General features: G+C 72.7%; 19 protein-coding genes. 14 read left to right on the forward strand and 5 right to left on the reverse strand.

What is annotated here, in order from left to right; translation table 11 throughout:
* Positions 1-106: 106 nt before the first annotated feature.
* Entirely contained in the window at positions 107-1,033 is a 927-nt protein-coding gene (locus B0675_RS13095; RefSeq protein ID WP_081218970.1) for a hypothetical protein, read from the reverse strand.
* Positions 1,034-1,407: 374 nt separating this feature from the next.
* Here B0675_RS13095 and purN point away from each other — a divergent pair, with 374 nt between their 5' ends.
* Positions 1,408-2,028 (forward strand): phosphoribosylglycinamide formyltransferase, encoded by a 621-nt coding sequence (gene purN, locus B0675_RS13100; RefSeq protein ID WP_081218971.1) that lies wholly within the window; start codon positions 1,408-1,410, stop codon positions 2,026-2,028.
* On the forward strand, positions 2,025-3,614 hold the full coding sequence (purH, locus tag B0675_RS13105) for a bifunctional phosphoribosylaminoimidazolecarboxamide formyltransferase/IMP cyclohydrolase (RefSeq protein ID WP_081218972.1): 1,590 nt from the start codon (positions 2,025-2,027) through the stop codon (positions 3,612-3,614). Before purN ends, purH begins: the two co-directional genes overlap by 4 nt.
* 96 nt (positions 3,615-3,710) lie before the next feature.
* Here purH and B0675_RS13110 read toward each other — a convergent pair whose 3' ends face one another.
* Positions 3,711-4,454: an RDD family protein gene (locus B0675_RS13110; protein ID WP_081218973.1), complete on the reverse strand. Its 744-nt coding sequence runs from the start codon at positions 4,452-4,454 to the stop codon at positions 3,711-3,713.
* Between the two features lie 264 nt (positions 4,455-4,718).
* Here B0675_RS13110 and B0675_RS13115 point away from each other — a divergent pair, with 264 nt between their 5' ends.
* Together B0675_RS13115 and B0675_RS13120 are read left to right on the forward strand one after the other, a co-directional pair.
* Positions 4,719-5,573 carry a bifunctional methylenetetrahydrofolate dehydrogenase/methenyltetrahydrofolate cyclohydrolase gene (locus B0675_RS13115; protein WP_081218974.1) on the forward strand — a complete coding sequence of 285 codons (855 nt, stop codon included), beginning with the start codon at positions 4,719-4,721 and terminating at the stop codon, positions 5,571-5,573.
* 229 nt (positions 5,574-5,802) lie between these two features.
* Positions 5,803-6,309 carry a DUF3017 domain-containing protein gene (locus tag B0675_RS13120; protein WP_241539931.1) on the forward strand — a complete coding sequence of 169 codons (507 nt, stop codon included), beginning with the start codon at positions 5,803-5,805 and terminating at the stop codon, positions 6,307-6,309.
* 112 nt (positions 6,310-6,421) lie between these two features.
* On the opposite strand, the gene B0675_RS13125 is transcribed toward B0675_RS13120, so the two are convergent.
* Positions 6,422-6,835, reverse strand: a complete 414-nt coding sequence (locus B0675_RS13125) for a hypothetical protein (RefSeq protein WP_081218975.1) — start codon at positions 6,833-6,835, stop codon at positions 6,422-6,424.
* Positions 6,836-7,073: 238 nt separating this feature from the next.
* Here B0675_RS13125 and B0675_RS13130 point away from each other — a divergent pair, with 238 nt between their 5' ends.
* From B0675_RS13130 to B0675_RS13145, 4 genes are all read left to right on the forward strand, one after another.
* On the forward strand, positions 7,074-8,246 hold the full coding sequence (locus B0675_RS13130) for a sensor histidine kinase (protein ID WP_081218976.1): 1,173 nt from the start codon (positions 7,074-7,076) through the stop codon (positions 8,244-8,246).
* Positions 8,243-8,911, forward strand: coding sequence for a response regulator transcription factor (locus B0675_RS13135; RefSeq protein ID WP_081218977.1), 669 nt, complete (start codon positions 8,243-8,245; stop codon positions 8,909-8,911). Before B0675_RS13130 ends, B0675_RS13135 begins: the two co-directional genes overlap by 4 nt.
* A gap of 749 nt (positions 8,912-9,660) precedes the next feature.
* Complete coding sequence (locus B0675_RS13140; RefSeq protein WP_081218978.1) at positions 9,661-10,944, forward strand: XRE family transcriptional regulator; 1,284 nt, start codon at positions 9,661-9,663, stop codon at positions 10,942-10,944.
* 521 nt (positions 10,945-11,465) lie between these two features.
* Positions 11,466-12,455: a malate dehydrogenase gene (locus B0675_RS13145; protein ID WP_081218979.1), complete on the forward strand. Its 990-nt coding sequence runs from the start codon at positions 11,466-11,468 to the stop codon at positions 12,453-12,455.
* A 142-nt stretch (positions 12,456-12,597) separates the two neighbouring features.
* On the opposite strand, the gene B0675_RS13150 is transcribed toward B0675_RS13145, so the two are convergent.
* Complete coding sequence (locus tag B0675_RS13150; RefSeq protein WP_081218980.1) at positions 12,598-13,287, reverse strand: siderophore-interacting protein; 690 nt, start codon at positions 13,285-13,287, stop codon at positions 12,598-12,600.
* A gap of 377 nt (positions 13,288-13,664) precedes the next feature.
* Here B0675_RS13150 and B0675_RS13155 point away from each other — a divergent pair, with 377 nt between their 5' ends.
* The 6 genes from B0675_RS13155 (at position 13,665) to B0675_RS13180 (ending at position 22,242) form a co-directional block, all read left to right on the forward strand.
* Positions 13,665-14,675 (forward strand): hypothetical protein, encoded by a 1,011-nt coding sequence (locus B0675_RS13155; protein WP_081218981.1) that lies wholly within the window; start codon positions 13,665-13,667, stop codon positions 14,673-14,675.
* Positions 14,676-14,860: 185 nt separating this feature from the next.
* Positions 14,861-16,375 carry an aldehyde dehydrogenase family protein gene (locus tag B0675_RS13160; RefSeq protein ID WP_081218982.1) on the forward strand — a complete coding sequence of 505 codons (1,515 nt, stop codon included), beginning with the start codon at positions 14,861-14,863 and terminating at the stop codon, positions 16,373-16,375.
* A gap of 216 nt (positions 16,376-16,591) precedes the next feature.
* Positions 16,592-18,121, forward strand: a complete 1,530-nt coding sequence (locus B0675_RS13165) for a GMC oxidoreductase (protein WP_081218983.1) — start codon at positions 16,592-16,594, stop codon at positions 18,119-18,121.
* An 89-nt stretch (positions 18,122-18,210) separates the two neighbouring features.
* Positions 18,211-19,338, forward strand: a complete 1,128-nt coding sequence (locus B0675_RS13170) for a glycine betaine/L-proline ABC transporter ATP-binding protein (RefSeq protein WP_107482790.1) — start codon at positions 18,211-18,213, stop codon at positions 19,336-19,338.
* The gene (locus tag B0675_RS13175) at positions 19,338-21,278 is read left to right on the forward strand and encodes an ABC transporter permease subunit (RefSeq protein ID WP_081218985.1); all 1,941 of its coding nucleotides are present in this window, start codon (positions 19,338-19,340) and stop codon (positions 21,276-21,278) included. Before B0675_RS13170 ends, B0675_RS13175 begins: the two co-directional genes overlap by 1 nt.
* Position 21,279: 1 nt before the next feature.
* The gene (locus tag B0675_RS13180) at positions 21,280-22,242 is read left to right on the forward strand and encodes an ABC transporter substrate-binding protein (RefSeq protein WP_081218986.1); all 963 of its coding nucleotides are present in this window, start codon (positions 21,280-21,282) and stop codon (positions 22,240-22,242) included.
* Between the two features lie 86 nt (positions 22,243-22,328).
* On the opposite strand, the gene B0675_RS13185 is transcribed toward B0675_RS13180, so the two are convergent.
* Positions 22,329-23,042, reverse strand: a complete 714-nt coding sequence (locus B0675_RS13185; protein WP_081221763.1) for an isocitrate lyase/phosphoenolpyruvate mutase family protein — start codon at positions 23,040-23,042, stop codon at positions 22,329-22,331.

Raw genomic sequence — 23,042 nt, forward strand, 5'->3', positions numbered from 1 at the left:
GGACCGGTCAGGCGATCCGGCGGGCGAACGAAAGGGCCGGCTCCCCTCGTGAAGAGGGGAGCCGGCCCTTGGCGTCCGATGCTCCGGGACGGCCCGGTGCGCGGTGCTAGTCGCTGGTGCCGAGCACGCCGCGCAGTTCCTTCGGGAGCAGGTCGTTGCAGGACTTCTTCGCCGCGCTCGTCAGGGCGTCGTTCGTGCAGGAGTAGTAGTCGCTGTAGACGAGCTGGGCCGTGAACGTCGCGCCGACCATCAGGATGGCCAGCGAGGCGGTGACCAGGCCGCTCACCGCCGCGGTCGTCTGCGGACGGGCATGCGAAGCGGGCTGCTGGGGGCGGGCGTTCTGATCGGCCGCCGGAGCGTCCGGGGCCGGGACGCGCGCCTTGCCGCGCAGGGCGCTGACGCCCCAGTACAGCGCGAGCGCGCCGAGCAGCAGCGCCACGTACGGCCAGCTGAAGAGCGCGAAGAAGAACGCCCACATGCCGGAGAGCAGCGCATAGCGGGCACGGCGCTGGGAGGGGTCCGTCGGGTCCCAGCGCATGTTCGAGCCGGGGCCGCTCTGGGCCTCCGGGGTGTTCTGGCCCTGCGGCGCCCCGGGCCGGTCACCGAAGCCGCCGCCGCTGGAGGGACCGGGCTGCCGGTCGCTCCAGTGACTCCACGGGGAGTGCTCGGACCCGTCCTGGTCCCCGCCCTCGCCGTTCTGCCCGGAGCCCTGGCCGTGCCGGCGCGGCTGCCAGGGACGGTCGGGCGTGCCCTCGGGCGGCGGCGCGAACGGGTTGTCGTCCGCGTCCGGGGAACTCGACGGCTTCGACGGCTTGGAGAGATCGGCCGGGCCCGACGGGGGAGTGTCCGGGGTGTCGGGGCCGTGCTCGCCCGGGGTGCCGCCGTCGCTTCCCCCCGCCGAGCCGCTGCCGCTCCCGCCCGCGGAGCCGGGGCCGCCGCCTGTGGAGCCGTCCCCTCCCGACCTGGGCGGGGTGGACGAAGGGCGCCGCTCGCGCAGCAGGAGCGGAGGGAGTCGGAGACTGCGGTCCGGCATCAGGTGAGCGTCTTCCCCTTGGTGGTTCTGGCGGGCGGCGTGTGCGCACGGCAGCGGGCTCCGGGCCCCCGGGCGCGCGCCCCGGGCGTTTCCGGTGCGGGTGCAACTGGTGGTACCGGGGCCGGCTGCCCCGTGCGTGGTGGTGCTCGTCCCAGGTCAACGTCCCGTGTGCGCAGGGCGTTCCCCGCGCCGGACGGTCTTCCCGGGTGGATCCTCCCCAGACGCTACCTTCCGGCCCCGCCCCCGTCCCGTGGGGGCCGCCCGGTGTGCCGGTATCGTTGCTGACGGTCGGCCGCTTCGTAGACTTCCCCGTATCCCGGGGCGCGAAGCATTCGTACGACCGTACAAACGCTCCCCCGAGAAAGGGCCCCGTCGTGGCCAAGGCCAAGCGCCTCGTCGTGCTGGTCTCCGGATCAGGCACCAATCTGCAGGCACTGCTCGACGCCGTCGCGGAGGCGGGCCCCGCGGCCTACGGTGCCGAGATCGTGGCCGTCGGCGCCGACCGGGACGGCATCGAGGGGCTCGCCCGCGCCGAGCGCGCCGGACTCCCGACCTTCGTCCGCAAGGTCAAGGACCACGGCAGTCGGGACGACTGGGACCGCGCGCTCGCCGAGGCGACCGCCGCGTACGAGCCTGACCTCGTCGTCTCCGCCGGGTTCATGAAGATCGTGGGGAAGGAGTTCCTCGCCCGGTTCGGTGGACGCTTCGTCAACACCCACCCGGCGCTGCTCCCCAGTTTCCCCGGCGCCCACGGCGTCCGCGACGCGCTCGCGTACGGAGCCCGGGTCACCGGCTGCACCGTCCACTTCGTCGACGACGGCGTCGACACCGGACCGATCATCGCCCAGGGCGTGGTCGAGATCCGCAACGAGGACGACGAGAGCGCTCTGCACGAGCGCATCAAGGAAGTCGAGCGAAGGCTGCTCGTCGATGTCGTGGGGCGGCTCGCCCGCAACGGCTATCGCATTGAGGGACGAAAGGTAGTTATCCAGTGACCGCCGACAGCACAGTCACGGCCGAGAGCACCGAAGGCACCAAGCGGGTCGTCCGGCGCGCGCTCGTCAGCGTGTACGACAAGACCGGCCTCGAAGAGCTGGCCCGCGGGCTGCACGCCGCCGGCGTCGAGCTCGTCTCCACCGGTTCCACCGCCGCGAAGATCGCCGCGGCCGGTGTGCCCGTCACCAAGGTGGAGGAGCTGACCGGCTTCCCCGAGTGCCTCGACGGCCGCGTCAAGACGCTGCACCCGAAGGTGCACGCCGGGATCCTCGCCGACCTGCGCCTCGACAGCCACCGGCAGCAGCTCGCCGAGCTGGGCGTCGAGCCGTTCGACCTGGTCGTCGTCAACCTCTACCCGTTCCGGGAGACGGTCGCGTCCGGCGCGACCCCCGACGAGTGCGTCGAGCAGATCGACATCGGCGGCCCCTCGATGGTCCGCGCCGCCGCCAAGAACCACCCCTCGGTCGCCGTCGTCACCAGCCCCGACCGCTACGGCGACGTCCTCGCCGCGGCGCAGCACGGCGGCTTCGACCTGCGCACCCGCAAGCGCCTCGCCGCCGAGGCCTTCCAGCACACGGCCGCGTACGACGTCGCCGTCGCCTCCTGGTTCGCCTCCGACTACGCGCCGGTCGACGAGTCGCGGTTCCCCGACTTCCTCGGTGCCACCTGGGAGCGCGCGCACACCCTGCGCTACGGCGAGAACCCGCACCAGCCCGCCGCGCTGTACACCTCCGGCACCGGCGGCCTCGCCGAGGCGGAGCAGCTGCACGGCAAGGAGATGTCGTACAACAACTACACGGACACGGATGCCGCCCGCCGTGCCGCGTACGACCACGACGAGCCCTGTGTCGCGATCATCAAGCACGCCAACCCGTGCGGCATCGCGGTCGCGTCGAACGTCGCCGAGGCGCACCGCAAGGCGCACGCCTGCGACCCGCTGTCCGCGTTCGGCGGTGTGATCGCGGTCAACCGGCCGGTCACCAAGGAGATGGCCGAGCAGGTCGCGGAGATCTTCACCGAGGTCATCGTCGCGCCCGAGTACGAGGACGGCGCCCTCGAAGCCCTCACCAAGAAGAAGAACATCCGCGTGCTGCGCGCCCACAGCGCCCCGTCCGCCCCGGTCGAGATCAAGCCCGTCGACGGCGGCGCGCTCCTTCAGGTCACCGACCGCCTCCAGGCCGACGGCGACAACCCGGCGAGCTGGACCCTCGCGACCGGTGACGCGCTGAGCCAGGGCGAGCTGGACGAGCTGGCCTTCGCCTGGCGCGCCTGCCGCGCCGTGAAGTCCAACGCGATCCTGCTCGCCAAGGACGGTGCCTCGGTCGGCGTCGGCATGGGCCAGGTCAACCGCGTCGACTCCGCGAAGCTCGCGGTCGAGCGGGCCGGCGCCGAGCGTGCCCGCGGTGCCTACGCCGCCTCGGACGCGTTCTTCCCGTTCCCCGACGGCTTCGAGATCCTCGCCGAGGCCGGCGTCAAGGCCGTGGTCCAGCCCGGCGGTTCGGTCCGTGACGAACTGGTCGTGGAGGCCGCGAAGAAGGCCGGCGTGACGATGTACTTCACCGGGACGCGCCACTTCTTCCACTGAGCATGTGCCGACGACCGAGGCCCCCGGCCCTCCTCAGGGAGGGCCGGGGGCCTCGGTCGTACCGCGACGGTCCGTTCCCGACGGCCGTCGAGAGCGTCAGTGCTGGATGACCATCGTGCTCGCGGCCTTGTCGTGCCAGCCCTGCTGGCGGCCCGACTTGTCCCAGAACGGCGACAGGTAGACCACGAGCTGGCCGATGCCGCAGACGATGCCGCCGACGAGCGGGATGATCCAGCGGATGAACGAGGCGCCCAGGCCGGGCTTCTGGCCGGTGTCGGCCTTCACCACGCGTATGCCGACGGCGAGTTTGCCGAGGGTGCCGCCGACCAGACCGGTCATCAGCCACTCGTAGAGCAGGCCCACCACGGCGAGGATGCCGATCACGGCACCGAACTTGGCGGCGATGTCGGAACCCGCGTTGTCCATGCAGGTCTGGTAGTCCACGGCGTTCGGGTCGCAGTCCTTCGCGGCACCGACGGATCCGGCCACGCCGGCGAAGCCGAGGATCACGTAGATGACGAAGAAGGCGGCGCCGTCGATCGCGCGGGCGCCGAACCGGCGTCCCATCGACGCGACCCGCGGGCCGGGCCCTGCCGGGTAGCCGTAGCCGGGCTGGCCCTGCGGGTAGCCGTAAGCGGCCTGGTTCGGGTCGGGGTAGCCGTATCCGGGCTGGCCCTGCTGCGGGTAGCCGTAACCCTGCTGCGGAACGCCGCCCGGTGCCTGCGGGTAGGGGGGCTGGCCCTGCTGCGGGTAGGGCGGCTGTCCCTGCTGCGGATGGCCGTAGCCCGGCGGTGGGTTCTGCGGCTGTCCGTACGGGTTGTCCGGCGCGCCGAAAGACATGGCGAATTTCCTCCGTTGCAAAGGCGGGGACGAAGCGGATTGCGTGGAGGAACGTGGCGATACGAGCGGTTTGCCCCCCAGCACTGACCGCGATAGTGCGTCGTTCATCGTGATCGGGAGGGCGCATTTTGTCCAGCTCGTCGGATGAGCTGTTGTGCAGTCGCAATCTGCTTGATCACGCTCTTCGGGCGGCCGCGGCCCCTCGCCGCGTCCAGGGGTGCCCCGGATTGGAACCATGACCCCGTCATCCGGGAGGATGGGGTCATGACCGCCCAGATTCTCGATGGCAAGGCCACCGCAGCCGCGATCAAGTCCGACCTGACCGTCCGCGTGGCGGCCCTGAAGGAGAAGGGCGTCACGCCCGGCCTCGGGACGGTCCTGGTCGGCGACGACCCCGGCAGCCAGAAGTACGTCGCGGGCAAGCACCGCGACTGCGCCCAGGTCGGTATCGCCTCCATCCAGCGCGAACTGCCCGCGACCGCCACCCAGGAGGAGATCGAGGCGGTGGTCCGCGAGCTGAACGAGGACCCCGCCTGCACCGGCTACATCGTCCAGCTGCCGCTCCCCAAGGGCATCGACGAGAACCGCATTCTGGAACTGATGGACCCCGACAAGGACGCGGACGGCCTCCACCCGATGAACCTCGGGCGCCTCGTCCTCAACGAGCCGGCCCCGCTGCCCTGCACCCCGAACGGCGTCCTCACCCTCCTGCGCCGCTACGGCGTGGAGATCAAGGGCGCCGAGGTCGTGGTCGTCGGCCGCGGCGTGACCATCGGACGTCCGATGCCGCTGCTGCTGACGCGGCGCAGCGAGAACGCCACGGTCACCCAGTGCCACACCGGCACCCGTGACCTCTCCGCCCACCTCAAGCGCGCCGACATCATCGTCGCCGCCGCCGGATCCGCGCATCTCATCCGGGCCGAGGACGTGAAGCCGGGCGCCGCCGTCCTCGACGTCGGTGTCTCGCGCAGCGCCGAGGGCAAGATCGTCGGGGACGTCCACCCGGACGTCGCCGAGGTCGCCGCGTGGATCTCCCCGAACCCGGGCGGCGTCGGCCCGATGACCCGCGCCCAGCTGCTCGTCAACGTGGTGGAAGCGGCGGAGCGCAGTGTCGGCTGACGGCGGCATCCACCGGTCCGGCGAGGGCGCGGCCAACGGCGCGCGCACGGCCGACGACGCCGAGGCCCGTATCGAGGAACGGTCCGCGGTGCGCGCGGGCGCGCGGGCCGAGGCCGCTCCGGCAGCGGAGAACGGGACCCGCGCCGAGCGGGCGGCCGACGCGGAGGCGCACACCGGGGCTCCGGACCCGGCGGAGACAGAGGCGAGCGACCAGGTCGGGACGAAGGGCGTGACGGTCGCCGAGTCCGCCGCCGAGTCGGAGTCGGCGTCCGAGTCGGAGTCCGATGCCGATGCCGACATGACGGTGCGGGACGCCGTCAGCGCTCCTGACGCCGACGGCAGGCCGCGCCGCACCACGCGCCGCTTTCCGCTGTTCACCCGGGACACCGCGCGACCCGAGGGCGGTGGCCGGGCCGCGCCCCGTGACGCCCCGGCCCCCGCGCGCCAGTGGCCGATCCTCACCGTCCTCGCGGCGGTCGGGCTCGGCCTGCTGCTCACCGCGCTCGACGTGTTCCGGGCCGGCACGATCCTGATCGGCGCCGCGCTCATCGCGGGCGCCGTGATGCGCTGGGTCCTGCCGAGCGTGGGCATGCTCGCGGTCCGGTCCCGGTTCACGGACATGGTCACGTACGGCGTCCTCGGCGTCGTCATCGTGCTGCTGGCGCTCATGGCCCAGCCGAAGCCAGTGCTGGTGATCCCGTTCCTCGACGACACCCTGCATTTCACGGTCCGCTGAACCGCGGCCTCACGCGGGCGCACGTGACGGTGGCCCGTCCTCTCCCCGGGGAGGACGGGCCACCGGTCTTTTCAGGTGGTCGGTGGTGCGCGGTGCGGCGTGGGCCGGTCCGTCAGCAGACGATGTACGACATCGACAGCGACGAGAACGACGTGCCGCTCGGCGCCTTCAGCGTGACGGGCGAGGAGTCGCCCTTCGGTCCCGCCCAGTTGCTGTCGACGTGGCCGCCGTTGGTGAGCTTTCCGCGGACGAACGGGCAGCGGCCGTCGGACTTGGTGTCGTGGACCGTCCCCGTGACCTTCGTGTCGTAGTTGCACCACCAGCCGTTGGCGTAGCCCTGGCCGCTGGAGATGGACCAGTTCTGGGTGCAGGAGTCCGCCGCCGGCGCCTGCACCGCGGCGGTGGCCGCGGGGGCCATGGCGAGCCCGCCGCCGAGCAGCGCGGCGGCGGCCAGGGCACCCGCCACGCGGCCCCGGATGCCCGTGTTCGTGGCGCCGGTCGTCCTGTTGGTCGTCCTCGTGGTCATGGATCCGATTCCCCTCTTCGGATGCGGTCCGGCGGTCCGCCGGCCCGTTGTTCGAAGACGGCCGGTGGTCGGCCGGTCCGTCGTGTTCCCGAACGTACGGTCCGGCGCCACCGCGACGCATCCCGCGCCGGTTGCAACTCCGACCACACCAGCGGAAGTAGCGGATCACGGCTCTGCAACCACCGGAGTACCGCGCTGGGTTGACGCCCACGCTGTGCCGCGGCGCTACGCTGCGCCGATGCGCTTCCGGCCGCCCCGCCCGCTCGCCGTCGACACGCTGACAGCGCTCGCCATGGTGTGCGTGGCCGTACTCCTCGGCCAGGAGTCGGCGGCCCAGGGCTGGCCCGAACTCGACGGCCCCGCCTACGTCCTGGTGGTCCTCGCGCATCTCCCGGTGGCCCTGCGCGGCAGGGCGCCGCTCGTGGTCCTCGCGGCCGTGGAGACCGCGAGCGTGCTGTACATCTCCGCCGGCTACTGGCCGGTGGTGAGCACGTTCGGCCCGATGCTCGCCCTCTACACGGTCGCCTCGGTGCGGCAGGCCCGCACCACGGCCGTGTGCGCGGGTGTGTTCGTGGCCGTATGGGTCTACGCCGGGATCGTGAGCGACAGCGACGCCATGACCTCCGTGGTGGCCCAGGCGCTGGTCTTCTCGGCCGTCCTGTGGCGCTTCGGGCACCTGGCCCGGCGCGCCGCCGAACTCGCCCGGGAACTCCGCGCCGAACAGGCCGAACGGTTCCGCCGCGAGGTCGCCGAGGAACGCGGGCGCATGGCACGGGAACTGCACGATGTCGTCGCCCACCACATGTCGGTGGTCTCCGTGCAGGCGGGGCTCGCCCGTTTCGTCTTCGACTCCGATCCGGCCACCGCCCGCGCCGCCCTCGGCACCATCGGCGACGCCAGCGGTGACGCCCTGGAGGAACTGCGGCGCATGCTCCAGGTGTTGCGCGAGGAGGACCTGCGCGATCCGGACCGCGGCCCCGAGGCGCCCATGCCCGGACTCGCGCGCCTCGGCGATCTCGTCGAGCGGGTGCGCGCCGGGGGAGTCCCCGTCGAACTGCGCGTCGAGGGCACCCCGCGTCCGCTCGCCCCGGGCGTCGAACTCTGCGCGTACCGCGTCGTGCAGGAGTCCCTCACCAACATCCTCAAGCACGCCCACCGGGCGGCTGCGGTGGTCGAACTCCGATACGGGGAGCACGAGATGACCGTCGTGATCACGGATGACGGAGAGGGGGTGATTCCGGACAGACTGCCGGTCGGCGGCGGGCACGGCTTGATTGGCATGCGCGAGCGGGCCAAGCTCTACGGCGGGACGATCAGTATCGGCCCGCGGAGCGAGGGGGGATTCGCCGTGCGGCTGACCCTGCCCACCACCGCGCGGGCCGCACGGCGGGGGGACGAGACCACGGCATGACGACAGTGCTCGTCGTCGACGACCAGTACCTGATCCGGGCCGGTCTCGTCGGGCTCCTGAAGGCCGCGCCCGGTGTGGAGGTCGTCGGGGAGGCGGAGGACGGCGACGAAGCGGTACGCCTCGCCGCCGTGACCCGGCCCGACGTGATCCTCATGGACATCCGGATGCCCGGTACGAACGGCATCCTGGCCACCGAACGCATCCTCGCCGAGGCCGCAGACCCCGCTCCCCGCATCCTCGTCCTGACCACCTTCGACCTCGACGAGTACGTGTACGGGGCGCTGCGGGCCGGCGCGTCCGGGTTCCTGCTGAAGGACTCGGGGCCCGAGCGGCTGCTCGCCGCTGTGGCCGCGGTCGGCGGCGGTGACGCGCTCTTCGCGCCCAGCGTCACCCGCCGCCTCGTGGAGGCCTTCGCCCGCCAGGCCGGTCCCGTCCCGGGGGCGGAGGCGCCGCCCGACCTCGCCGCGCTGACCTCCCGCGAGGTCGAGGTCCTCAAACTCATCGCGGGCGGCCTGTCCAACCTGGAGATCGCCGACCGCCTGTACATCAGCGAGGCGACGGTCAAGACCCACCTCAACCGGACGATGACCAAACTCGCGCTGGACAGCCGGGCACAGGCGGTCGTCGTCGCCTACGAGACGGGACTCGTCACGCCGGGCCGGTGAACGCGGGTGCGGCCGGTCCGGGGCACGGGTCATCGGTCACGGGTGCGGAGGGCGGTCCGGGTACGACAGCGGCCCGTCCTCTCCCCCGAGTAAGGACGGGCCGCGATCGGGCGGGTGGACCGCCTGGGGTCAACCCTTGTGCACCGGGCACGGCCCGTTCAACAGCCGGCCGGTCCCTGTGGCACGGAAGTGACCGTTCCGGTACGGTGTCCGCGCCCTGCTACGGGAACCGCCCGACTGGGGCCGCCGGAACGGCAGTCGGGGCGCGGTCGCAACGCCGGTCGGGGCGGGTGGGCGAGTGCCCGCCGGGGCGGTCGTCGATGGCCCCGCTGTCCGCTGTCCGCTGTCGCTGTCGGTGTCCACCGCCCGGCCCGTCCTCCGCTCCGGACCGGTCGTCCGCCCTGCGGCTCCTGACCGCTTCTGTGGCCTCTGAGGTCACCCATGTGTCCTCGTTGTGTCGATGTGTTGACAAGTTTGGTGATGTGCGCCGAACGGCCTGTTCGTACGGGCTGCCGATGGAACACTGGATCGTGGTCCGGGCGGCGCACGACGGTGCCCGTCCCGGCCTGAATGCACCCGTGCGCCCCCGTTCCCGGAACTGGAGACCGGACCGGGCGCATCCCTGGGGGTAGCCAGAACGGGGACGCGGCGGGAGGCCGTGCCGCTCCCGCCCGACACGGCGACCGGGAGCACGGGAGACGCACGCGGGGGAAACGTCGTGCACGAAACGGGGGAAGAGGGGGGAAGGAATGCCTCGTTGGAAAGGCCTGCCGGACGAACTCGATCCGCAGGTCAAGGAGTTCGCCGGACAACTGCGACGGCTCGTCGACCGGAGCGGGCTGAGCATCGCCGCCGTGGCCGACCGCACGGGCTACAGCAAGACGTCCTGGGAGCGCTATCTGAACGGGCGGCTGCTCGCGCCCAAGGGGGCGGTCGTCGCGCTGTCCGAGGTGACCGGGGCGAGCCCCGTCCACCTCACGACCATGTGGGAGCTGGCCGAGCGCGCCTGGAGCCGCTCGGAGATGCGGCACGACATGACGATGGAGGCGATCCGGATATCCCAGGCGCGCGCCGCGCTCGGGGAGTTCGGGCCGGCGGCCGGTGCCAAGGGGGGCGCCGCGAGCGGGGGCGGCGGGCGGCAGGCCACGGCGGGCCGACGGGCCGGCAGCGCGACCGCGACGCCGGGGATCGCCGGGCCGGCGGGGGTCTCACCCACGATGCCGCCGAAGGCGACACCGTCGACGACGCCCTCGGTGTCGCCGTCCGTGCCGCTCCAGCCGACCGGGCGGGACGGGGGCGAACCGTCGTACGGCGGGACGTCGTCGTCCCGGTCGGGTTCGGGCTCGGGCCCACGTACGGGAGGGGGAGCGGGATCCGGTGGCGGTGGCGGTGGCGGTGGCGCCGGCGCTGGTGGCTGGGGGGTTGTCGCGCCGCCGCGCGGCGGCGCGACAACCGGTGCGCCCAGGCCCGGTGCGGACGCGGCGGCCGGAAAGCCGGCGCCGCAGGACGCGCGGCCCGCGGGGGCGGGGGAGGACCGCGCGCGGCGCAAGCGGCGGCTGGTGATGTTCCTCGCCGGGGTCGTGGGGGCCCTGGTGGTCGTCGCCGTGGCCGTGTACCTCACCGGCGGCGGGGACAAGAAGGAAGCCGGCGGTACCCGGAAGTCGCCGGCGGTGTCCGCGAGTACCCAGCCCGATCTGCCGCCCGGCGTGAAGTGCGCCGGGGCCCCGTGCACCGGCAAGGACCCGGAGAACATGGGCTGCGGCGGTGAGTTGGCCACGACCACCACCAGTGTGACGGTGGGCACCACGCTGGTGGAGGTGCGCTACAGCAGGACGTGCGGGGCCGCTTGGGCGCGGATCACGCGGGCGGCGCCGGGGGACCGGGTCGACGTGTCGTCCGGGTCCGCGGCGCGGCAGACGGGGGCGGTCGACGCGGACACGGACGCGTACACGCCGATGGTCGCGGTCAAGGACGCGGGGGACGCGCGGGCCTGCGCGACGCTGAGGACCGGGCAGAAGGGCTGCACGAAGTAGGCCCCTCACGTACCTCACGTACGAGAAGTAGGCCCTCACGTGCGAGGAGCGTCAGCCCCTCCGGCGTCGACGAGCGGAGCCCGGGGTCGGAGGGGCGGGTTCGCGCCGGTCAGGCGGAGGGGGCCGAGGGGGCAAAGAAGGTCTGCCGGGGGCCTCGGAGAAATTTCCGCCGGAGGGTGAATGAGTTCACGGAAAGGGGGCAGGCGAGCCGTACCCCCACGGGATCCGGCGCTGTCGGGAGAGGGCGAAACCGCCTCCCCCGACCCCGGCACCCACCTGGCGGCCGCCGAGCCCACCCCCTCTCCCGGGCCCGGCGACCGCCTCCCCCCGGGATCTGTGGGGTGGGCCACACGGACCCGGACGTACGGGGTCCCGGATGCGCGATAGCCTGACGGCGGATCTCTCTTGACGCCGAGAGATCGATCATCGAACTCCTTGATCGATCATTGCGGCGGTTGCCGGGGAAGATCCTGCACCCGGGGCAGGGACGCCCCACCGCCTGCTGTCATACGGAGAACGCCATGACCCGCACTCCCGTGAACGTCACCGTCACCGGCGCGGCCGGCCAGATCGGTTACGCCCTGCTCTTCCGCATCGCCTCCGGCCAGTTGCTCGGCGCGGACGTGCCGGTCAAGCTGCGCCTCCTGGAGATCACGCCGGCGCTGAAGGCCGCCGAGGGCACCGCCATGGAGCTCGACGACTGCGCCTTCCCGCTCCTCCAGGGCATCGACATCACGGACGACCCGAACGTCGCCTTCGACGGCACCAACGTCGGCCTCCTCGTCGGCGCCCGCCCCCGTACCAAGGGCATGGAGCGCGGCGACCTGCTCTCCGCCAACGGCGGCATCTTCAAGCCGCAGGGCAAGGCGATCAACGACAACGCCGCGGACGACGTCAAGATCCTGGTCGTCGGCAACCCGGCGAACACGAACGCGCTCATCGCGCAGGCCGCCGCCCCGGACGTACCCGCCGAGCGCTTCACGGCGATGACGCGTCTGGACCACAACCGCGCGCTGACCCAGCTCGCGAAGAAGACCGGCAGCACGGTCGCCGACATCCAGCGTCTGACGATCTGGGGCAACCACTCCGCCACGCAGTACCCCGACATCTTCCACGCCACGGTGGGCGGCAAGAACGCGGCCGAGGTCGTCAACGACGAGAAGTGGCTCGCCGAGGACTTCATCCCGACCGTCGCCAAGCGTGGCGCCGCGATCATCGAGGCCCGTGGCGCGTCCTCGGCCGCCTCCGCCGCCAACGCCGCCATCGACCACGTGTACACCTGGGTCAACGGCACGGCGGACGGCGACTGGACCTCCATGGGTATCCCGTCGGACGGTTCGTACGGCGTGCCGGAGGGCCTCATCTCGTCCTTCCCCGTCACCACGAAGGACGGCCGCTACGAGATCGTCCAGGGCCTGGACGTCAACGAGTTCTCCCGCGCCCGCATCGACGCCTCCGTCAAGGAGCTCGAGGAGGAGCGCGAGGCGGTCCGCGGTCTCGGCCTGATCTGACCTGCCCGGACCGCCTCCGCGGAGGCGGTCCCCGGCGGTGAACCACGACGCCCGGACGGCGAAAGCCGTCCGGGCGTCGGTGCGTTGAGGCTCGTCGGTGCGTTGGCGCTCGTCGCTCGACGGTGCTCCTCGGCAGTCGGGGCTACTCCATCCCCCGCTTCCCCGGCGCCCAGAACGGCTTCGTCACCACCGTGCGCCGGTCCCAGCCGGATTCCTGCACGAGGATCCGCCGCACGCTCTGCACGGTCCGGGCCTCGCCCGCGACGTACGCGACGCCGCCCGGCGGCGGGTTCAGCCCCCGTACCGCGTCGGCGAGGGAGCCGGTGCCGCGCAGCGTCCAGCGGAGGCGGTCCGCGTGCGGGAGCGGGAGCCTGTCCTCGGGGGTCCGCGTCTCCAGGCAGCCCGAGACGTCCGCCGACGCGGGCAGCGCCGCCAGCATGGACCCGAACGCGACCGACGCCGTCTCGTCCCCGACGAACACATGGTGCGTCGCGTCCGGACGCAGCACGAACGACCCCTCGGGCCCGCCGAATCGGACCGTGTCCCCGGTGCGCACGCTGCGTCCCCAACGGGCCCCGGGTCCCGCGCCCTCGTGGTCCAGCACGCACAACTCGACGGCGCCGGCGGGGTCGTAGCGCCAGACCGAGTACGTCCGCCGGGTCAGCGTGCCCTCCACCAGGACCCGCACCTGTTGTCCCGGCCGTGGACCGAGGCCGGCCAGGGCGGGGCCCTCGACGCGCAGACGCCGCATGCGCGCGGCCACCGGTTCGGCCTCGGTCACCGTGCCCTGGAGCATCAGCCGGTCGAGGACGCGTGTGAGCAGCGCGGGCATCGAATACTCCTCGGGGGAGGGGGTGTTGGGGCGTGAGCGGAGGGCGCGTTGTCACCGTAGAGGTGTCTGCGGGCGGGTTCCAGCGCGGGTTCGTCGCGGGACGTGTGCGCGGCTCGTCATCGTGAGCGGGGGGAGGAGGGCTCGACCGGCCGGCAGAGCGTGGGGATGTGTCGCGCGGGCGGACGGGGCTGGTGGGGCGTACGGAAAGTACGCATCGAACAGACGTGCTTTGTCGCCATAAAGAGGGGTGCTGCGGGGGCGAACGTCACTATCGTCGTTGCGTACGGTCCGCCCGGGTCAGGGGAGCGACCGGGTCCGGCGATCAGGCGTCGGGGCTCGGCCGGCGGACGGGGCCGTGCCGGAGCGGGGGTGACGGGATGGCGCAGCGATGGGACGCGGACCGCCGGCAGTGGGTCGACGACGGTGACGAGGGCGACGGCCGTGAGGACCGTGACCCTGCGAGTCCTGCCGACGGCGGCCGGGGGCAGGGGGACGGGGAGCAGCGGAACGGCGAATGGTGGGCCGCCGCCACCCAGGCCGGGGCCGTGCGGCCCGACCTGTACCCGCCGCCGCCCGCCGGGACGCCCGAGGGGCCGCCGTCGCCGCAGCAGTCCTGGCCGCCCCAGCAGCATTCGCCCGCCTGGTCGCCGCCCGCCCAGCCGTGGCCCGGGAGCGGGGCGCCCCCGTCCGACGGGGGCCGGGGGCAGGGGCCCGGGGACTCGCGGCGGCTGTTGCTGGTGATCGTCGCCGTGGCCGTTCTCGCGGGCGGCGTCGGGGGCGGGCTCTGGGCCCTCACCAAGGACGACGCGGCGAACCGTGGGACGCGGGGCGCATCGGCCGGACCCGCCGTGACCGTCACGGCGACCACCGGTGTCCCCTCGGACGGCCCCTACAACACCGGTGACGAGGGCGCCTACGCCGATCCGGCCTCGCCCACCGCCCCGGCGCCCTCCCCGGGATACAGCAGGGCGGTCGATCCGCTCGGCTACACCGTGGACGTGCCCGTCGGCTGGGCGCGCGACCAGACCCAGGGGAAGCTGGCGCCCGTCGTCACCTACACGGCCCCCGGCGGTGACCGCAAACTCATGGTGTTCCAGGTCAAGGAGGTCTCCGTGACGGACTCCTCGGCGCAGGCCCAGGACATCGCGGAGGGGTTCAAGGGCTACCGGTACCTGAACCGGCGGAGCGGCGCCGACTGGACGGAGTTCAGCTACCGCTACGACAGCAGGCAGTTCGGGGCCACCGAGACCATCGACCACCGCTTCCAGGCGGCGGACGGCACGCCGTACGCCATCGTCGCCAGCGGCCCCGCCGGTACGGACATGAGCGGCCGGCTCACGACAGCCGTGGACTCCTTCTGCCCGACCGGGTCCGCCTGCGGCGCCTGATCACCGCCGTACGGCCTGTCATTCGCCCCTTCTCATCCTGTTTTGGCGGGTTTTTCCGTGACCTGGCGCACTTTCGGTGCCCGGTTGTGCATGCATCCGAGGCCGAGGGGCATGTGCTCACGGCCCCCGGGGTCACACCTGTGTGACTCAGGGGCGTCGAACAGGAACGGAAGGCAACACCGATCATGGCCGGACAGCAGCAGGCAGAACAGACCATCCACGTGGGCGGCGAGTGGCGTGCGGCGCTCTCCGGCGCGACGCGCGAGATCCTCGACCCCGCCGATGCCCAGCCGTTCGCCGTGGTCGCGGAGGGCGACGAGAAGGACACCGACCTCGCGGTCGCCGCCGCGCGCCGGGCCTTCGACGAGGGCCCCTGGCCGCACACCCCGGTCGCCGACCGCGCCGCCCTGCTGCGCCGCGTCGCCGACCTCCTCGTCCGTGACCGCGAGGAACTCGGCCTGCTGGAGAGCCGGGACGCGGGCAAGACCGTGGAGGAGGGGCGCGTCGACATCGACTGCGTCGCCGACGCCTTCCGCTACTTCGCCGACCTCGTCGTCGGCGAGGGCGGCGGACGTGTGGTCGACGCGGGCTCGGCCGACATCCACAGCGTCGTCGTGCACGAGCCCGTCGGGGTCTGCGCGTTGATCACGCCCTGGAACTACCCCCTCCTCCAGGCCAGTTGGAAAATCGCCCCGGCGCTCGCCGCGGGCAACACCTTCGTGGTCAAGCCCAGCGAGATCACCCCGCTGACCACGGTCGCCCTGCTCGCCCTGCTCGCCGAGGCCGGCCTGCCCGACGGGGTGGCGGGCATCGTCACCGGCCCCGGCCACACGGTCGGCGCCCGCCTCGCCGAGCACCCCGACGTCGACCTCGTCTCGTTCACCGGCGGCCTGGTCAGCGGCACGAAGGTCGCGCGCGCCGCCGCGGACACCGTCAAGAAGGTCGCCCTCGAACTCGGCGGCAAGAACCCCAACGTCGTCTTCGCCGACGCCTGCGCCACCGAGGAGGGCTTCGACACCGCCGTCGACCAGGCCCTCAACGCCGCCTTCATCCACAGCGGCCAGGTCTGCTCGGCGGGTTCGCGCCTCATCGTCGAGGAGTCCGTGCGCGAGCGCTTCGTCGCCGAACTCGCCCGCAGGGCAGGCGCGATCCGGCTCGGCCGCGGCACCGAGGACGGCGTGGAGTGCGGCCCGCTCGTCTCCGCGCAGCAGCGCGAGAAGACGGAGGCGTACGTCGCCTCCGCGCTGGCCGAGGGAGCGGTGCTGCGATCCGGCGGCAAGCGGCCCGAGCCGTCCGACGTGCGGCCCGCCACCGGCTACTTCTACGAGCCGACCGTCCTCGACCAGTGCCACCGCGAGATGCGCGTCGTCCGCGAGGAGGTCTTCGGACCCGTCCTGACCGTCGAGACGTTCGCCACCGAGGACGAGGCCGTCGCCCTCGCCAACGACACCGAGTACGGCCTCGCCGGCGCCGTCTGGACCGCCGACGCCGGCCGCGCCCGCCGTGTCGCCGGCCGGCTGCGGCACGGCACGGTCTGGATCAACGACTTCCACCCCTACCTCCCGCAGGCGGAGTGGGGCGGCTTCGGCAAGAGCGGCGTCGGACGGGAACTCGGCCCGGCCGGACTCGCCGAGTACCGCGAGACCAAGCACGTCTACCAGAACCTCGCGCCGCAGCCCGTTCGCTGGTTCGCCGGCTGAACCCCGCAGGGCCGGCCCCGCCGGCCGGCCCGACGGCCGACGGCACGGCGCCGGGCGCCCGTCCACCGTCCGCGCGGGCGGCGAACCGAACCGCCGTCCTGCGCGGACCCGTACCCCGACATCCCCGGCGCCCCTCCGTCCCCATCCCCGTCCGCGTCTTCGTCCCCCTCCCCCTCCCCAACCCCCCACCGCACAAGGCACCTTGGAGCACATTCCATGTCCCAGCACGAGAACAGGTACGACTACGTCGTCATCGGCGGCGGCACGGCGGGCTCCGTGATCGCGTCCCGCCTCACCGAGAACCCCGACGTCACCGTCGCCGTCATCGAGGGCGGGCCCAGCGACGTGGGCCGCGACGACGTCCTGACCCTGCGCCGCTGGATGGGCCTGCTCGGCGGGGAACTCGACTACGACTACCCGACGACCGAACAGCCGCGCGGCAACTCCCACATCCGGCACAGCCGCGCCCGGGTGCTCGGCGGCTGCTCGTCGCACAACACCCTCATCGCGTTCAAGCCGCTGCCGTCCGACTGGGACGAGTGGGAGGCGGCCGGCGCCAAGGGCTGGGGCGCGGTCCCGATGGAGGCGTACTTCGCGCGGCTCCTCAACAACATCGTGCCGGTCGACGAGAAGGACCGGAACGCCATCGCCCGCGACTTCGTGGACGCCGCGCAGACCGCGCTCGACGTGCCCCGCGTCGAGGGCTTCAACCAGAAGCCGTTCACCGAGGGCGTCGGCTTCTTCGACCTCGCGTACCACCCGGAGAACAACAAGCGCTCCAGCGCCTCCGTCGCGTACCTGCACCCCGTGATGGACGAACGCCCCAATCTCACGCTTCTGTTGGAGACCTGGGCGTACAAGCTGGAGGTCGACGGGACCCGCGTCACCGGCGTCCACGTCCGCACGAAGGACGGTGAAGAGGTCCTCGTGAGCGCGAAGAACGAGGTGCTGCTCTGCGCGGGCGCCGTCGACTCCCCGCGCCTGCTGCTGCACTCGGGCATCGGCCCGGCCGGTGACCTGGAGGAACTGGACATCCCCGTCGTGCACGACCTGCCCGGCGTCGGCGAGAACCTCCTCGACCACCCGGAGTCCGTGATCGTCTGGGAGACCAACGGGCCGATCCCGGAGAACTCCGCGATGGACTCCGACGCGGGCCTCTTCGTGCGCCGCGACCCCGAACAGCAGGGCCCCGACCTGATGTTCCACTTCTACCAGATCCCCTTCACGGACAACCCGGAGCGCCTCGGCTACGAACGCCCCGCGCACGGCGTCTCGATGACCCCCAACATCCCCAAGCCGCGCAGCCGCGGCCGCCTCTACCTGACGAGCGCCGACCCGGCCGTCAAGCCCGCCCTCGACTTCCGGTACTTCACCGACGAGGACGACTACGACGGCCGCACCCTCGTCGACGGCATCAAGATCGCCCGCGAGATAGCCAAGGCCGAGCCGCTCGCCGGCTGGCTCAAGCGCGAGGTCTGCCCCGGCCCCACCGTCACGGACGACGAGGAACTCAGCGCGTACGCACGCCAGGTCGCGCACACCGTCTACCACCCGGCGGGCACCTGCCGGATGGGCGAGGCTTCCGACGAACACGCGGTCGTCGACCCCGAGCTGAGGGTCCGCGGCCTCGAAGGCATCCGGATCGCCGACGCCTCCGTCTTCCCGACCATGCCCGCCGTGAACCCGATGATCGGGGTGCTCATGGTCGGCGAGAAGGCCGCCGAACTGATCGGAGGCGGTGCGTGATGAGTACGACCACCGACGTGAACCCGCCCGCCGAGGACGACAGCACGGCAGTCGGCACCCCGACCACCCGGCCCGGCGAAGGAGTCGAGATGACCGGCGACGAGACCCAGCCCGTTTTCTCCGTACAGAACCTGTGGAAGGTGTTCGGCCCCAAGGCCGACCGCGTCCCCGGCGACCCCCGACTCGCCTCGCTCGACACCGCCGAACTCCGCGAGGCCACCGGCTGCACCGCCGCCGTCCGCGACGTCAGCTTCGACGTCCGCAAGGGCGAGGTCTTCGTCGTCATGGGTCTGTCCGGCTCGGGCAAGTCCACCCTCGTCCGCTGCCTCACCCGGCTCATCGAGCCGACCTCGGGCCGTCTCGCCATCGACGGCGAGGACGTCCTCGCCATGGACAAGGGCCGGCTGCGCGAACTGCGCCGCCACCGCGCCGCCATGGTCTTCCAGCACTTCGGCCTGCTGCCGCACCGCTCCGTCCTCGACAACGTCGCCTACGGCCTGGAGATCCAGGGCGTGCCGCGTGAGGAACGCCGCGCGAAGGCCGCCGAGGTCGTCGCCAAGGTCGGCCTGGAAGGCATGGAACAGCGCAGGCCGGGACAGCTCTCCGGCGGTCAGCAGCAGCGCGTCGGGCTGGCCCGCGCACTCGCCGTCGACCCCGAGGTCCTGCTCTTCGACGAGCCGTTCAGCGCGCTCGACCCGATGATCCGGCGTGACATGCAGGAGGAGGTCGTCCGGCTGCACCACGAGGAGGGCCGCACGATGGTCTTCATCACCCACGACCTCTCCGAGGCACTGCGCCTCGGTGACCGCATCGCCCTGATGCGCGACGGACGGATCGTCCAGCTCGGCACCCCCGAGGAGATCGTCGGCTCCCCGGCCGACGACTACGTCCGCGAGTTCGTCCGGGACGTACCCCGCGAGCAGGTCATGACCGTCCGCACGGCCATGCGGCCGGGCGACTGCGGCGCGACCGAACACCCCGGCGCCCTCGCCCCCGGCACCGTCGTCGCCGACGCCATCAAGACCGTCTCCGGCAGCGGACGCGCCGCCTGCGTCGTCCAGGACGGCCGCTGCCTCGGCGTCGTCGACCACGAACGGCTGCTCGCCGTCGTCGCCGGCTCCGACCTGAACACCGGCGCGGACGCCCGGCCCGGCGCGGACGCCCGGACCGGCGCGGACCCACGCGCCGGAGCGGACCTGCGGAAGGAGGCGGTGTGATGGCCACAGTCACCGCGTCCGCCCCCCGCACCGTCCTGCCCGCCCGCCTCCGGCACCCCGCCGTCGGCAAACTCCTGCTCCTCGCCGTCGTCGCCGCGGTCCTCGTGCCGCTCGCCGACGCCCGCTGGGCCAGCGGCAGCTGGCCGCACGCCCTCACCGTCGACCTGACCGAACCGCTCGGCAAGGCCAGCGACTGGATCATCGACAACCGCGACAGCCACCCGCTGTTCCTCTACTTCTTCGGCTACGTCAGCAACGCCGTCGTCCTCTCCGTACGCGGCGTCTACCTGCTGCTCCTCGCGGCCGGCTGGGCCGGAGTGACCGCCGTCGCCGCCGTGGTGGCCTGGCGCGCCGCCGGGGTCCGGCTCGCGCTCGGCACCGGCGCCGCGTTCCTCGCCTGCGGACTGCTCGGCATGTGGGTGCCCACCATGCAGACCCTCGCGGTCATGGTGGTCGCCGTCCTCGCCTCCGTCGTCCTCGGCGCCCTGCTCGGCCTCGCCGCCGGGCTCTCCGACCGCACCCACCGCGCGCTGCGCCCCGTCCTGGACACCATGCAGGTGCTCCCGGCCTTCGCGTACCTGCTGCCGGTCGTGCTGGTCTTCGGCATCGGCGTCCCCGCGGCCGTCCTCGCCACCGTCGTCTACGCCGCGCCGCCCATGGCCCGCCTCACCGCGCTCGGACTGCGCGACGCGGACGAGGGCGTGATGGAGGCCGTCGCCTCGCTCGGCACCACGGCCCGCCAGCGTCTGCTCACCGCACGCCTCCCGCTGGCCCGCAAGGAACTCCTCCTCGGCCTCAACCAGACGATCATGATGGCGCTGTCCATGGCCGTCATCGCGTCCGTCATCGGCGCCGGCGGTCTCGGTGACCGCGTCTACCAGGCCCTCGCCTCCGTCGACGTGGGCGCCGCCCTCTCCGCCGGCATCCCGATCGTGCTCCTCGCCGTCGTCCTCGACCGCGTCACCGGCGCGGCCGGCGAACGCCTCGGCGAGGCCCGCACGAGCACCCCCTGGCTGTACGGAGCGGCCGCCGCCGTGGTCGTCGCCGTCGCCGGGCGACTCGTCGGCCGGCTGGACTGGCCCGACGCCTGGGTCGTCGACATCGCCGAGCCGGTGAACAACGGCGTCGACTGGATGACCGACCACCTCTACTCGGGCGTCCCCTACATCGGCGGCACCGCCGACTGGGCCGGCCACTTCACCACCTGGGTCCTCGACCCCGTCCGGGACGGCCTCCAGTGGCTGCCCTGGTGGTCGGTGCTGCTGATCGTCGCCGTCCTGGCCTGGCTCATCGGCACCTGGCGCACTGCGCTCACCGCCGTCCTCGCCATGGCCGCCATCGGTGTCCTCGGCGTGTGGAAGCCGTCCCTCGACACCCTGTCGCAAGTCCTCGCCGCCGTCGCCGTCACCCTCGTGATCGGCTTCGCCGTCGGTATCGCCGCAGCCCGCAGCGAACGTTTCGAGCGACTGCTCCGGCCGGTCCTCGACGTCTTCCAGACCATGCCGCAGTTCGTGTACCTCATCCCCGTCGTCGCACTGTTCGGCGTCGGCCGCGCACCCGCCGTCGCCGCGGCCGTCGTCTACGCGCTGCCCGCCGTCGTCCGCATCACGACGCAGGGACTGCGCGCCGTCGACCCGGCGGCCATGGAGGCCTCGCGCTCGCTCGGCGCGACCCCCGCGCAGCAACTGCGCCAGGTCCAGCTCCCGCTCGCGCGCCCGGCGCTGCAACTCGCCGTGAACCAGGGCGTCGTCCTGGTCCTCGCCGTCGTCATCATCGGCGGCCTGGTCGGCGGTGGCGCGCTCGGCTACGACGTCGTGTTCGGCCTCGCCCAGGGCGACCTCGCCACCGGCCTGGTCGCCGGCGCCGCGATCGTCTGCCTCGGCCTGATGCTCGACCGGGTGACCCAGCCCACCGAACGCCGCGTGAGGAAGGGAGCCTGACATGCGACTCCGTACGACATCCGCGGCCCTGGCCGGTACATCGGCCCTGCTGCTGCTCACCGGCTGCGGCGCCGCCGACATGACCAAGCAGGCCTCGCCGTTCGCGAACGCCCAGGGCGCCAAGACCGTGACCCTGTCCGTGCAGTCCTGGGTCGGCGCCCAGGCCAACGTGGGCGTGGCGCAGTACCTGCTCGAACACGAGCTGGGCTACCGCGTCGACACCGTCCAGGTCGACGAGGTGCCCGCCTGGGACGCCCTCAGCCAGGGCCGCGTCGACGCCATCCTGGAGGACTGGGGCCACCCCGACCAGGAGAAGCGCTACGTCACCGACAAGAAGCTCATCGCCCCCGGCGGCGACCTCGGAGTGACCGGGCACATCGGCTGGTACGTCCCCACGTACTTCGCCAAGCAGCACCCCGACGTCACGAACTGGAAGAACCTGAACAAGTACGCCGACCAGCTCCGCACCCCCGAGAGCGGCGGCAAGGGACAGCTCCTCGACGGCTCCCCGTCGTACGTCACCAACGACAAGGCGCTGGTGAACAACCTGAAGCTGGACTACCAGGTGGTGTTCGCCGGTTCGGAAGCCGCGCAGATCACGCAGATGAAGCAGTTCGCGAAGGAGAAGAAGCCCTTCCTCACGTACTGGTACTCCCCGCAGTGGCTGTTCGAGAAGGTCCCGATGACCGAGGTGAAGCTGCCCGCCTACAAGGAGGGCTGTGACGCGGACGCTGCGAAGGTCGCCTGCGCCTATCCGCACACCCCGCTGCAGAAGTACCTCAACGCCGACTTCGCGAAGACCGGCGGGAAGGCCGCCGCCTTCCTGAAGAAGTTCAAGTGGACCACCGAGGACCAGAACGAGGTCTCCCTGATGATCGCCAACGACAAGTTGACGCCGCAGGAGGCAGCGAAGAAGTGGGTCGACCAGCACAGGTCGACCTGGCGGGCCTGGCTGCCCTCGTAGCCGGAGCGCGCGCGACGGGGGCGGGGCCGACCGATACGGCCCCGCCCCCCACCCATCACGCCGGTCCGCCGCGGGCCCTGCGCGGACTACCTCAGCTCCGCCGCGATGTCCTCCAGCGCCCTGGCGGCCCTGCGCTGCAGCCCCGGCCCGAACGTGACCCGGGTGGCGCCGAGTTCACCGAGTTCGGCCGCCGGTACGCCGTCGAGCCGGGCGAACACGTTCAGCGGACCGCGGATGCCGGACCGCAGCAGCGGCAGCACGCCGGCCGGCGCCCCGATCGGGTACACACAGTCCGCCCCCGCGGACACGTACAGCGCGGCCCGCTCGATGACCCGCTCCGGATCACCGTCGCCGTACTCGAAAACGTCGACGCGGGCGTTCACGAACAACTGGTCCGCCGCCGCGCTCCGCACCTCCGCCAGCCATGCGGCGTGCCGTTCCGCGTCCTTGAGGGCACCGGCCTCGGAGTCCTCCAGATTGCAGCCGACGGCGCCCGCCTCCAGGAGCCGCTCCACCAGTTCCTTCGGCGCGAGCCCGTAGCCACCCTCCACGTCCGCCGACACCGGCACGTCGACCGCCCGGGCGATCCGGGCGATCGCCGCGAACATCTCGGCGGCCGGCGTCTGCCCGTCCGCGTATCCGAGGGAGGCGGCGACGCCGGCGCTCGGGGTCGCCAGCGCCGGGAAGCCCGCGTCGGCGAACACCCGCGCGCTCGCCGCGTCCCACGGTCCGGGCAGCACCAGCGGATCGTCCGGCACGCGACCGTGATGCAGCGCCCGGAACCGCTCCACCCCGCTCAC

The sequence above is a fragment of the Streptomyces sp. M41(2017) genome (assembly GCF_002078175.1).
GTDB lineage: Bacteria > Actinomycetota > Actinomycetes > Streptomycetales > Streptomycetaceae > Streptomyces.